The 12349-nt window shown below is 58.2% G+C and carries 13 protein-coding genes; 8 read left to right on the forward strand and 5 right to left on the reverse strand.

Annotated features, from left to right (window positions below):
* Nucleotides 1–2 precede the first annotated feature (2 nt).
* The 5 genes from ccmA (at nucleotide 3) to C8265_RS06910 (ending at nucleotide 2804) form a co-directional block, all read left to right on the forward strand.
* Complete coding sequence (ccmA, locus tag C8265_RS06890) at nucleotides 3–608, forward strand: heme ABC exporter ATP-binding protein CcmA (RefSeq protein ID WP_108483354.1); 606 nt, start codon at nucleotides 3–5, stop codon at nucleotides 606–608.
* Complete coding sequence (gene ccmB, locus C8265_RS06895) at nucleotides 605–1261, forward strand: heme exporter protein CcmB (RefSeq protein WP_108483252.1); 657 nt, start codon at nucleotides 605–607, stop codon at nucleotides 1259–1261. The genes ccmA and ccmB overlap by 4 nt, the downstream gene beginning before the upstream one ends.
* Before the next feature lie 133 nt (nucleotides 1262–1394).
* On the forward strand, nucleotides 1395–2123 hold the full coding sequence (locus C8265_RS06900) for a heme ABC transporter permease (protein WP_108483253.1): 729 nt from the start codon (nucleotides 1395–1397) through the stop codon (nucleotides 2121–2123).
* Nucleotides 2120–2275 carry a heme exporter protein CcmD gene (ccmD, locus tag C8265_RS06905; protein WP_108483254.1) on the forward strand — a complete coding sequence of 52 codons (156 nt, stop codon included), beginning with the start codon at nucleotides 2120–2122 and terminating at the stop codon, nucleotides 2273–2275. The genes C8265_RS06900 and ccmD overlap by 4 nt, the downstream gene beginning before the upstream one ends.
* A complete protein-coding gene (locus tag C8265_RS06910) occupies nucleotides 2268–2804 on the forward strand; it encodes a DsbE family thiol:disulfide interchange protein (protein WP_108483255.1) in 537 nt (178 codons plus the stop codon). Before ccmD ends, C8265_RS06910 begins: the two co-directional genes overlap by 8 nt.
* A gap of 272 nt (nucleotides 2805–3076) precedes the next feature.
* Here C8265_RS06910 and acnA read toward each other — a convergent pair whose 3' ends face one another.
* On the reverse strand, nucleotides 3077–5860 hold the full coding sequence (gene acnA, locus C8265_RS06915) for an aconitate hydratase AcnA (protein ID WP_108483256.1): 2784 nt from the start codon (nucleotides 5858–5860) through the stop codon (nucleotides 3077–3079).
* Between the two features lie 231 nt (nucleotides 5861–6091).
* On the opposite strand from acnA, the gene C8265_RS06920 reads away from it, so the two are divergent.
* A complete protein-coding gene (locus C8265_RS06920; protein ID WP_108483257.1) occupies nucleotides 6092–6784 on the forward strand; it encodes a DUF1223 domain-containing protein in 693 nt (230 codons plus the stop codon).
* Here the strand turns inward: C8265_RS06920 and C8265_RS06925 are convergent.
* From C8265_RS06925 to purB, 3 genes are all read right to left on the reverse strand, one after another.
* Nucleotides 6732–7661, reverse strand: a complete 930-nt coding sequence (locus C8265_RS06925; RefSeq protein ID WP_108483258.1) for a lysophospholipid acyltransferase family protein — start codon at nucleotides 7659–7661, stop codon at nucleotides 6732–6734. The two genes, C8265_RS06920 and C8265_RS06925, sit on opposite strands and share 53 nt — an antisense overlap.
* A gap of 214 nt (nucleotides 7662–7875) precedes the next feature.
* Nucleotides 7876–8973 carry a flagellar motor switch protein FliG gene (locus C8265_RS06930; RefSeq protein ID WP_240610999.1) on the reverse strand — a complete coding sequence of 366 codons (1098 nt, stop codon included), beginning with the start codon at nucleotides 8971–8973 and terminating at the stop codon, nucleotides 7876–7878.
* Between the two features lie 420 nt (nucleotides 8974–9393).
* Nucleotides 9394–10698 carry an adenylosuccinate lyase gene (gene purB / locus C8265_RS06940; RefSeq protein ID WP_108483260.1) on the reverse strand — a complete coding sequence of 435 codons (1305 nt, stop codon included), beginning with the start codon at nucleotides 10696–10698 and terminating at the stop codon, nucleotides 9394–9396.
* 78 nt (nucleotides 10699–10776) lie between these two features.
* Here purB and C8265_RS06945 point away from each other — a divergent pair, with 78 nt between their 5' ends.
* Both C8265_RS06945 and C8265_RS06950 read left to right on the forward strand, forming a co-directional pair.
* Nucleotides 10777–11232, forward strand: coding sequence for a DUF6314 family protein (locus C8265_RS06945; RefSeq protein ID WP_240611000.1), 456 nt, complete (start codon nucleotides 10777–10779; stop codon nucleotides 11230–11232).
* 13 nt (nucleotides 11233–11245) lie between these two features.
* The gene (locus C8265_RS06950) at nucleotides 11246–11851 is read left to right on the forward strand and encodes a biotin transporter BioY (RefSeq protein ID WP_108483261.1); all 606 of its coding nucleotides are present in this window, start codon (nucleotides 11246–11248) and stop codon (nucleotides 11849–11851) included.
* A gap of 152 nt (nucleotides 11852–12003) precedes the next feature.
* Here the strand turns inward: C8265_RS06950 and C8265_RS19460 are convergent, their stop codons facing one another.
* Nucleotides 12004–12165, reverse strand: a complete 162-nt coding sequence (locus tag C8265_RS19460) for a hypothetical protein (RefSeq protein WP_164512277.1) — start codon at nucleotides 12163–12165, stop codon at nucleotides 12004–12006.
* Between the last annotated feature and the right edge of the window lie 184 nt (nucleotides 12166–12349).

Genomic DNA, 12349 nt, shown 5'->3' on the forward strand with positions numbered 1-12349 from the left:
CAATTCTGTCCCTGCGCGCGATTGCGGTGACGCGGGGCGGTGTGCCTGTCCTTTCCGACGTATCCTTTGATCTGGGCGCGGGCGAAGCGGTGATTTTGCGCGGGCCAAATGGATCGGGCAAAACGACCCTGCTGCGCACGATCGCCCGATTACAACCGCCGCTAAGCGGCGAAATCTTGGGCGAGGTCGATGACATCGCCTATGCCGCCCATGCCGACGGGATCAAGGGCGCGCTGAGTGTTGCAGAAAACCTGCGGTTCTGGGCGGATGTGTTCGGAACCGGTGCGATTGACGCGGCATTGTCTGCGTTTGATCTGCGCGGGTTGCGCGACCGCGCGGCGCAACACCTTTCGGCCGGGCAAAAGCGCCGGTTGGGTCTGGCGCGGTTACTGGTCACGGGCCGACGGATCTGGGCATTGGACGAGCCGACCGTTTCGTTGGACGCGGCCAGTGTCGCATTGTTTGCCGATGCGTTGCAGGGGCATCTGACGGCGGGGGGCGCGGCGATAATCGCGACCCATATCGATCTGGGGTTTGATGCACGGGTGATTGATGTGTCGGCGTTTCGCGCCGTGGCGTGCGATGATTTCGACGGTGCATTCCTATGATTCGTCTGGTGTTGCGCGATCTGGCCCTTGCGGTGCGGGCGGGGGGCGGTTTTGGCCTTGGCCTTGCGTTTTTTCTCATTGTGGTGGTGTTGGTTCCGTTTGCCTTGGGGCCGGAAACCACGCTGTTGGCGGTAATCGCACCGGGGGTTTTATGGTTGGGCGCATTATTGGCCTGCCTGCTGTCGCTCGACCGGATTTTTGCGTTGGATTTCGAAGACGGTACATTGGATTTGCTGGCCTGTGCGCCAGTGCCGCTTGAGGGGGTTGTGGCCGCCAAGGCCGCGGCCCATTGGATCACGACGGGCCTGCCGTTAACCTTGGCGGCCCCGATCCTGGGGGTGTTGTTGAATCTGCCGGGGCCGGGATTTTGGTGGTTGGTGATATCACTTGCGATCGGCACGCCGGCATTAAGCATGATTGGCGCATTTGGCGCGGCGCTGACGGTGGGTTTGCGGCGCGGCGGGCTTTTGCTGTCTTTATTGGTTTTGCCGCTGTATGTGCCGACCCTGATTTTTGGTGCCGAAGTGGCGCGGCGCGGCGCGGTTGCGATGACCTTGGAGGCGCCGCTGTTGTTGCTGGCCGGAATTACCTTGGGGGTTCTGGCGCTGCTGCCCTTTGCCGCAGCCGCGGCATTGCGGATCAATTTGCGGTGACAGGCATTGGGTTTGCCGCTTTATAGGCTAAATATCGGTCTTGTGGTGATTTGGGTCTTGGCCTTTGGCGGGGAAGTTGAAAGCAGAAATTTGCAGGGTTGAGTGCCCTTGGTGTGCAGAGTAGGGAAGAACCATGTCATTGTGGGAATATGCCAATCCGGCCAAATTCATGGGCCTGAGCGCGCGGGTTTTGCCCGTTGTTGCAGTGCTGTCTGGTGTCTGTCTGGCGGTTGGGTTGATCTGGGGGTTCTTTCTGACGCCCGATGATTTCCGTCAGGGATCGACCGTGAAAATCATCTACCTGCATGTGCCCTCGGCAATGATGGCGATCAATGCCTGGGTGATGATGCTGGTTGCTTCGCTGATCTGGTTGATCCGCCGACATCACGTAAGCGCCTTGGCGGCCCGGGCGGCGGCGCCAGTGGGCATGGTGATGACCCTGATTGCCTTGGCCACAGGGGCGATTTGGGGGCAACCGATGTGGGGCACATGGTGGGCGTGGGATCCGCGGTTGACCTCGTTTCTGATCCTGTTTCTGTTTTATCTGGGCTACATCGCCCTGTGGGAAGCGATAGAAGACCCAGACACAGCGGCAGATTTGACCAGTGTTCTGTGCCTGGTCGGGTCGGTGTTCGCGGCGCTTTCACGCTATGCGGTGAATTTCTGGAACCAAGGGTTGCACCAGGGCGCGTCGTTGTCCCTCGACAAGAAAGAGAATGTGTCCGATGTGTTCTGGTTTCCGCTGTTGGTGTGCATTGCGGGGTTTGTTTTGTTGTTTCTGGCGCTGGTGTTGATGCGCACCCGCACGGAAATCAGGTCGCGGCGGCTTCATGCGCTGCGCATGCGGGCGCGGATGGGATGATGCCGGACTTGGGGAAATATGCGGCCGAGGTTTTGACGGCCTATGGGGCGTCGGCGGTTTTGATCGTGGCGCTGGTTTGGATGAGCTGGGCGCGCGGCGCCAAGGTGAAACGACAGTTGGCCGAGGCCGAGAAAGAGGCGCGCAATGGCTAAGTTCTCTCCGCTGATGGTGGCGCCGCCCCTGATTTTTGCCGGGCTGGCGGCAATGATGTTTTTCGGCATGTATCGTGATGACCCCGACAGCCTGCCTTCGGTGTTTGAAGGCAAGGCGGCGCCGGAAATCGCGGCCGAGCCGTTGGGCGATCTGGCAACCTTCGACCGTTCGGTTCTGAACGAGCCGGGCGTCAAGATCGTGAATTTTTTTGCCAGCTGGTGCGCGCCGTGCCGGGCCGAACACCCGGCCTTGATTGAGCTGGCGAAGACGGTGCCGGTTTATGGCGTCAATCGCGATGTGACCGAAAAAGATGCCATGGGGTTTCTTGACGAATTGGGAAATCCCTACAAGGCGGTGACCTATGATCCGGGCGGGCGCAAAAGCCTGGATTGGGGCGTTTACGGTCTGCCCGAGACATTTGTGATCGATGGTAAGGGCAACGTCGTGCTGCGCTTTGCCGGGCCTATCCAGCGGGTCATGGACAGCACGATTTGGCCCGCGGTGCAAAAGGCCGGTCAGCCGGAATAGGCGAAGAACGCCATCAACCCAAGAAATAACAGTGTTTCCATCAACGGCAGCGGCATGTCTAGTCGCCGAGTTGCCGCGCGAATGCGGTTTATTTTTGTCATCATCGCCCCCAAGCGTGTCACATTTACCTTAACGTGTTGTTACCGGAAGGCGAGTAAACAGAGTGTTTCTAAGTTGGGCACGCAAGAGTTTGCCGATTTTCGGCGATAGAGCGTGAAAATGAAAAGGGCCGCCCAATGGGGCGGCCCTTTGTCGTTTGGTGCGGCGAAAAATCAGCCCGCTTTGGCCAGATTGCGCAGCACATAATGCAGCACACCACCGTTTTCGATATATTCGATCTCGACCGCTGTATCGATCCGGCTCTTCAAGGTGATTTCCTTTGTCGTGCCATCGTCATAAGTGATCGTGCAGGGCACTGTCGATTGCGGTTTGATGTCCCCCTCAAGCCCGGTGATCGACACGGTTTCCGTGCCCTTCAGGCCCAGGGATTTGCGCGTATCGCCGCCGGTAAATTCGAACGGAATAACGCCCATCCCAACCAGGTTTGACCGGTGAATCCGCTCAAACGATTCGGCGATTACGGCCTTTACGCCCAACAGTGCCGTACCTTTTGCCGCCCAGTCGCGCGACGATCCGGCGCCGTATTGTTCGCCCGCAAAGATCACCAAAGGCGTGTCGTTGTCCTGATGTGCCATGGCAGCGTCATAAATCGACATCTGTTCGCCATCCGGCCCCACGGTGTATCCGCCTTCGACACCGTCCAGCATTTCGTTTTTGATACGAATGTTGGCGAATGTGCCGCGCATCATCACCTCGTGGTTGCCCCGTCGCGATCCATAGCTGTTGAATTCACGCGGTGGCACCTGACGATCGACCAGGTATTTCCCGGCGGGCGTGGTTTCCTTGAACGACCCGGCGGGCGAGATGTGATCGGTTGTGATCATATCGCCCAGAATCGCCAGAACCTTGGCATCTTTTACGTCGCTGATCACGCCTGGGTCTTTGCTCATGCCCTGGAAATAGGGCGGGTTCTGAACATAGGTGCTTGAGGCGGGCCAATCATAGGTCTGGCTGTCGGTGGTTTCCACGCTCTGCCATTTTTCGTCGCCTTTGAAAACATCGGCGTATTTCGATTGGAACGCGTCGCGGGTCACAGTTTTTTCGACCAGTTCGGCAATTTCAGCGGTGGTTGGCCAGATGTCTTTCAGGAAGACATCATTGCCGTTCTGATCCTGGCCCAGGGGCTGTGTGGTGATGTCGATATTCATATCGCCCACCAGTGCATAAGCCACGACCAGAGGTGGTGATGCCAGATAGTTGGCGCGCACGTCGGGCGAAATCCGCCCTTCAAAGTTGCGGTTGCCCGACAGGACCGACACGCCGATCAGGTCATAATCATTGATCGCCTTGCTGATTGCAGGCTCAAGCGGGCCCGAGTTGCCGATACAAGTGGTGCAGCCGTATCCGACCAGGTTAAAGCCGATGGCATCAAGGTCATCCTGCAATTCTGCCGCCTCAAGATAGGCAGAAACCACCTGTGATCCGGGCGCGAGCGAGGTCTTGACCCACGGTTTGCGGGTCAGGCCCAAGGCGCGCGCCTTGCGGGCGACAAGACCGGCACCGATCATCACATAGGGGTTTGATGTGTTGGTGCAGGATGTGATCGAGGCGATCACGATTGATCCGTCATGCAGCTGATAGGGCGCATCGCCGTTCATCTGTGCAACGAATCCGCGCTGATGATGGCCGACATCGCCGGGAATATCCTGTGGCGCAGGCTGGCCACCTTCGCCTTCCCAGCGCACTTTTTGTTTTTCGGGCGCACGTTTGCCTTCGCGCTCGCCTTTGATGTACTCCGCAAAGCTGCTGGCGGCTTTGGTCAGGGCGATATGATCCTGCGGGCGTTTGGGGCCGGAAATCGCAGGAACGATGGTCGACATGTCGAGTTCAAGGGTGTCGGTATACACCGGTTCGTACCCCGCACCGCGCCACATGCCGTTGGCCTTGGCATAGGCTTCGACCAGGGCGATGGCGTCCTGATCGCGGCCCGTGGTGTTCAGATAGCGCAGCGTTTCGTCATCAATGGGGAAGAAACCGCAGGTTGCCCCGTATTCGGGGGCCATGTTGCCAATCGTGGCGCGGTCGGCCAGGGGAACGTTGTCCAACCCATCGCCATAGAATTCAACGAATTTACCGACGACGCCCTTGGCGCGCAGCAGTTCGACCACCTTCAACACAAGATCGGTGGCGGTGGTGCCTTCGGGCATTGCGCCGGTCAGTTTGAACCCGATTACCTCGGGAATCAGCATCGAAATCGGCTGGCCCAGCATGGCGGCCTCGGCCTCGATCCCGCCAACGCCCCAGCCCAGAACAGCGGCGCCGTTGACCATGGTTGTGTGGCTGTCGGTGCCGACCAATGTATCGGGGTAAGCAACCTGCGCGCCGTTCTGATCGGTGTCGGTCCAGACGGTTTGCGACAGATATTCCAGGTTTACCTGATGGCAAATGCCGGTTCCCGGCGGCACAACGCGGAAATTGTTGAACGCCGACTGGCCCCATTTCAGGAACGTGTAGCGTTCCATGTTCCGCTCATATTCGCGGTCAACGTTCAACTGGAACGCGCGCGGCGTGCCAAATTCGTCAATCATCACCGAATGGTCAATGACCAGATCAACAGGGTTCAGCGGGTTGATCATTTGCGCATCGCCACCCAGCGAAATGATCGCATCGCGCATCGCCGCCAGATCGACAACCGCCGGAACGCCGGTGAAATCCTGCAACAAGACGCGCGCCGGACGATAGGCGATTTCACGGTTGGTTTTGCCACCATTTGCGGCCCAATCGGAAAATGCCTTGATGTCATCCACCTGAACGGTTTTGCCATCTTCGAACCGCAACATGTTTTCCAACACCACTTTCAAAGCGGCGGGAAGGCGCGAAAAGTCGCCCAAGCCTGCCTTTTCGGCAGCCTCGATCGAGTAATAAGAATAGGTTTTCCCGCCAACGGTAAGGTCCGTGCGGGTTTTGGCGGTGTCTTGTCCAACCTGGATGGTCATGGAATGCTCCAATACGACAGTGGCTAAAATTTCGTGCAGGATAGGCCAGTCCGGGCCGTTTTCCAACAGTGTCTGGCGTTGTATACCATTGCACACCGCAAACTGCCAGAGGGGAATCGCTCTGAACTATCGGTTGTTGCGGTGGAGTCTGTCACGTCTACTCTCTAAACCTTGATTGGTCATTTCAAGACGGGTTGGATAGGCACAGATGAGGCCAAGAAAGGGCATGGTATGCGAAATCTGATTGCAGCGGCGATGATGATCCTGGGGGGCGGCGGTTTCGCCCATGCCGAGGATCAACCCGTTGTGGTCGAATTGTTTACCTCACAAGGGTGCTCATCCTGCCCGCCAGCCGATAAATTGCTGGGTGAACTGGCGGGGCGTGATGATGTGATCGCGCTGGCGCTGCATGTCGATTATTGGGATTACATCGGTTGGAAGGACAAGTTCGCCAAACCGGCGTTCACCAAGCGGCAGAAATTTTATGCCAAGGCCGCAGGCGCGCGCACGATTTACACGCCTCAGTTGATTGTCGGTGGCAAGGATCACGTGGTCGGATACCGCCCGATGGAGGTGGCCGAACTGATTCAGGCGCACCGCGCCGCACCCGACCCCGTGATGATTTCCGCCAGCCGCGAGGGCGGTACCGTCCGGGTTGAGGCGCGGGTTGTCGGTACGATTGCGGGCAAGATGGTGGTGCAACTGGCGCGGTTTTCACCGAACGAAACCGTTGAAATTCAACGGGGTGAGAACGAAGGCAACACCTATACCTATCATAATATCGTGCGTGACTGGGCGATTCTGGGCGAATGGGACGGCGCCGCGCCCCTGACGCTTGACGCGCCGGTTCCAGACGGGCCCGTGGCGATCATTATTCAGCAGGCGGGGTTCGGTCCGGTTGTCGGGGCGGCGCGGCTCGACTGACTTTTCGGGCGGCGAGGCGTGCCTGTTGTTGCGGTTTCCAACGGCGATGAATCCAGAACCATTGTTCCATATTTTTGCGCACCATCCGCTCAAGGCTATCATTCAACGCTTGGGTGATGCCCTCAGGGTCGCTCAGGGGAATCGGCGTATCCACGACCATCTCAAAGCTCAGGCCATCGGGCTGACGCACCCCGTAGATCGGAATCACCACCGCGTTGTATTTTATCGCCAATTCGGCGGCCGATAGGGCGGTTGGCGCGGGTTGGCCGAAATATGTAAGCTGGCCACCTTCAGATGCATAAACATCAATCAGGATACCGATGCTGTTGCCCTTTTTCAAATGGCCAACATAGGCCGCCAACCCCTTGCGGGTGGCGGGAAAAACCGGACCCGCAATATCACCCAGCGCACGCACGTAATGATCGTTGAACTTGCGATTTTTCATCTCTCGGTACAATCCGGCCAGGGGATACCCCTGATGCACCAACGCCGCGCGCGGTGCGTCGTAATTGCCGAAATGGCCGGTAACCAGAACGGTTGGTCTATTTTCGGCGCGGGCCTGTTGCAGCGCCGCCAGTCCGGGGCCGGTGAGGGGGGTGTTTTTCACCCGGTTCTTGAATTCCTCACCTGAATAAAGCTCGATCAATGTACGCCCCGCATTGTCGGGCACCGCGCGCATCAGGCGCTTGACCTCGGTTTCGGGCAGATCGGGCAGAACATGGGCAAGGTTCGCGCGCACCCGTTTGTCCCATCCGGCCAAAGGCGCGACGATCCGGGATACGATCCAACCCATCATCGGGATCCGATACCGGTAAGGCACCGCCAAAGCCGCGGCCAAAATCGCGCGGATCGCAAGGTTTTGAAAAGTATCACGCATGAAAAGTGAATTCGCTTTGGCCCAGGGTCAGGTCCGCCAAACATAAGGCCGGGGACCAACGGCCACAATGGGACCGCGCCGATTGACCTTTGCCAGACAAGACAACCGCGCAGGATTCTATCGGGCGTTTTGGTCCATCGGAGGATACCTGCGGATCAGCCTTGAAACCCTGCAATGCATTTGTAACAACGCAGACCGTTGCAGTTCACTGCTCTCATTCATCCTCCTCCGCAAGCACCAGTTGAATTTCACCACTGTCGACCAGGGCACGAATGGCGGTGATTACTTCGGTTTGGGCCGCTTCTGCGACTTTTGTCTTGATCGGGCCCATTTCCTCGGCCTCGTCGCGCAGGGTGGCAGCAAGGCGTTTTGACATGTTTTGCAACAGGAATTCGACCGCGTCCTTGGTATCGGATGATACGCTTGCCACAATAATCACCAGACTTTCCTGAGGCACGTTGCGCAAAACAGCGGGAACATCCAGCGGTTGAATGCGGTCGGGGATATCGGCAAATGTGAAAATCGCCCGCCGCACTTCGTCGGCGAAGGCGGCGTCATCCTCGCTCAGCCCATTCAAAACCTCATCCCGTGTCGCGCTGGCCGATACGTTAAGGATCGCACCCACACGGGCCACCGCGCCGGTGGTAAAGGCACGGGGTGGTTCGGCCTTTAACTCGGCCGCCAGCGATAAACCGATTCGGCGCACGGTATCGGGATCAACATCCGCGGTTTCCGACATGGCAAAGGTAAGGCGGCGCGCCTTTTCTCCGGGTAATTTGCCCAGAATTTCGGCCGCTTTCGCAACCTTCAGTTTCGACAAAAGCACTGCGCCCACCTCGGGCGACTGGCGTTTCAACAGGGGCAGCAGTTGGTCGATTTCAAAACTGGCCAGACTTTCCCAGGGATCGTTGAACCACACCATCCCGGCCTGTTTGCGCAGGCGCGCGGCCATATCGGCACTGATCACGCCGCCCAGAATACTGAGCGCGCCTTCCAATCCGCCGGGAAATACCAATCCGATACTGTCCAGCTCGTTTGCGAATTCTTCGATTACCGATTTGAGGGTGGCGCGATCGACATAGCGCATCTGACTCATCTGCGTTGTCAATTCGGCCTGCAAAGGTTCGGGCAGATCGGCCAAGGGCAGGCTGGCCCCCTCGGCCAACAACAGGCGCACCACGATGGCGGCCTTTTGCCGCCGTGAAAGAGACGGGCCGGTGCGGATACCGGTCAGGCGCCCACCGGTGGGGCGTACCGATGCAGACGCCGGAACGCCGGATCGGGAATTGGGCAGGGTCAGTTCGGTTGTCACACATCGGGCCTTTGCCTGGGGTCTGGATACATCCAATCTGTGACAGCATTGGGTTAACAGGCCGTTTGCAAAGCCGATTCAATGTCGGTGAAAAATCTTCTGGCGGATAAATTCCTTACCCACCAGAAGGCCAAATCGCCGATCCGGCTGTTCAACTTGTTGTTGGCGCGACACAGGTGCCCGTGGCATTGTCCAGAATCATCCCATCTGCACAGGAAATCGACGCCTGCTGTTTATGATCGTACCCCGCGCACCCCGAAGCGACGGCAAACGTAGGGGCCAGCGCCAAAACAGAGGCGGCGAGAAGCGTTTTTAAAATCATCGTGCGTGTTCCTTTTCGTTTGTTGTTGTCGATAAAGAACATTAGCACGAAAATGACATTTCCCCCACGTAAACTTGGGGCGAAATGTCATAATCACATCAGCCTTTGAAAACCCGGGCAAAAATCGTGTCTACATATTTTGTGTGATACCCGATATCGAACTTTTCCTCGATCTCGGCAGGGGACAGCGCCGCCGTCACCTCGTCGTCGGCCAAAAGCTCGGTTTTGAAATCGGCACCCTGTTCCCACACTTTCATCGCGTTGCGTTGCACCAGTTTGTAACTGTCTTCGCGGCTGACCCCGGCTTGGGTCAGCGCCAGAAGAACCCGCTGACTCATCACCAACCCACGGAACTGATTCATATTTTTCAGCATGTTGTCGGGGTAAATCACCAGTTTGTCGACCAGCCCTGTCAGGCGCGCCAAGGCGAAATCCAGGGTGATTGTCGTGTCGGGGCCGATGTTACGTTCGACCGATGAGTGAGAAATGTCGCGTTCGTGCCACAGGGTCACGTTTTCCATCGCGGGTATCACCGCCATACGCACCAGGCGCGCCAATCCGGTCAGGTTTTCTGACAGGACCGGATTGCGTTTATGGGGCATCGCGCTGCTGCCCTTCTGACCTTTCGAGAAGAATTCTTCGGCCTCCAACACTTCGGTGCGCTGCATATGACGAATTTCGGTGGCGATGTTTTCGATGCTCGACCCGATCACGCCCAGGGTGGCAAAGAATGCCGCGTGGCGATCACGCGGGATCACCTGGGTTGAAATCGGCTCGGGCGTCAGGCCCAGTTGTTCACACACATGTTCTTCGACCGCGGGGTCGATATTGGCGAATGTGCCGACCGCACCGGAAATTGCGCCTGTGGCGATTTCGGCCCGGGCCGTGGCCAGACGGGTGCGGTTGCGATCCATTTCGGCGTAAAACCGCGCGAATGTCAGACCCATTGTGGTGGGTTCCGCATGAATCCCGTGGCTGCGCCCGATGCGCACGGTGTCCTTGTGCTCATACGCTCGGCGTTTCAGCGCGTCGAGTAACGCATCAAGATCGGCCAGCAAAATGTCGGTTGCCCGCACCAGTTGCACGTTGAATGTGGTATCCAGCACATCAGAGCTGGTCATCCCCTGATGCACGAACCGCGCTTCTTTTTCGCCAATGATTTCGGCAAGATGGGTGAGAAACGCGATAACGTCATGCTTGGTGACGGCCTCGATTTCATCAATCCGCCCGACGTTGAATTCAACATCCTTGGCTTTCCAGACGGCGGCCGCACTTTGCGCGGGAATCACGCCCAGTTTGGCCTGAGCATCACAGGCGTGCGCCTCGATCTCGTACCAAATGCGGAATTTGGTGGCGGGTGACCAGATGTTAACCATTTCAGGGCGAGAATAACGGGGGATCATTGGCGTGGCCTTTCCGGTGGCAAAGGGGTTGGGCGGGTCATAAACTGCGCAACCTATGGCCACAAGGGAGGGCGCGGTTTGCAGCAGGCTTTGATCGGGTTGGCCGATTTTATCGGGCTGTGGCGCATTGAGCGCGACATCGAAGATCGACGCGCCGGTAATACCGCCCGGTTCAAGGGGCAGGTGCGGTTTGAACCCGGTGATAGCGGGCTGATTTATGATGAAACCGGACAGTTGTATATGCCGGGGCAGGGGGCAATCACGGCGACGCGCCGGTATTTCTGGCGCCAACAGGAGGGTGAGATTGCGGTTTCGTTTGAAGATGGCCGGGCCTTTCACCGCTTTGATCCGGGCGCGGTTCAGCCAACCGCAACCCATGTCTGCCCGCCCGATACCTATCGCCTCAGCTATGATTTCGCGGCGTGGCCGGTTTGGTATTTGCGCCATGATGTAACCGGGCCGCGCAAATCTTATAGTATGCGCTCTTGCTACGCGCCTTGTGCTGGTGCAGAAACGTCGGCAAAGTCGGTTTAACAGGGGCGAAGATATGGCCAATTCTATGACAGATCGTGTGCTGGTCGAGGCGGTTCTGCCGTCACAGGGCGCACAATTGCGGATCAAACAGGCGGTGCTGGTGGTGCTGGGCATCGCGGCGTTGGCGGTAATGGCCAAGATCAAGGTGCCGGTGCCCGGCAGCCCGGTTGCCATTGGCATGGGCACGTTTGCCGTGCTGTCAATCGCGGCGGCCTATGGCCCGCGTCTGGGCCTGACCACGATCCTGGGATACATGCTGGTGGGCGCGCTGGGCTTTGACATCTTCCAAAGCTCGACCGCCGAGTTGACCGGCCTGACCTATATGACAGGCAGCACCGGTGGTTATCTGGTCGGATATGTCGTGGCCACCTTGGCGATGGGCCTGCTGGCGCAGCGCGGTTGGGATCGTTCGGCCGGCTGGATGGCGGCGGCGATGGTGGTCGGCAATGCGTTGATCTATGTGCCGGGTCTGGTCTGGTTGGGCCAACTTTATGGGTGGGATCAACCGATCCTGGCATGGGGTCTGACACCGTTCCTGTTGGGTGACGCGCTGAAGCTGGGTCTGGCGGCGATTATCCTGCCGGGCCTTTGGGCATTGGTCGGTCGCGCGCGCGGCTGAAACGCATTCAAGGTTTGAAAAAGGGGCGTGGCCGATGGCTGCGCCCTTTTTGTTTGGGGTGGCGGCAGCTTGCCAAACCCTGAAATGCGAAACGGGCAAGCGGTGTGGCTTGCCCGTTTCATGGTTGCGAGGGGTCAGGCGGGTTGTCCCGCTCAGGCACCGTACACGGCCCGGCGCGCGATTTTTTCGGCGTCGCCCCGATAGATATCGAGATCAAGCGCCACATCAATCGGCAAGGCTGACAGTTCTTGTGCGGTGCGGCGATATGCGGCGCGTTTGGCGGCGGCGGTGCGAATGGCCCGAAACATTTTCATCATGATCATCCTATGAAACGTTGCACAGGCTCTGATCGCCTGCCCATCGCATATGGACTGTGTGTTAGCGCCAAACAATGGAGAGATCGGGGAAGCCGATATGCAGATTCTGCATTGCAGCGCGAATGCGCGAAACTGCGCCAAATTGGGGGCGAAACCGCCGACAGACAGATGATCAATTGCA

The organism is Oceaniglobus ichthyenteri (assembly GCF_003057885.1).
Taxonomy (GTDB): domain Bacteria; phylum Pseudomonadota; class Alphaproteobacteria; order Rhodobacterales; family Rhodobacteraceae; genus Oceaniglobus; species Oceaniglobus ichthyenteri.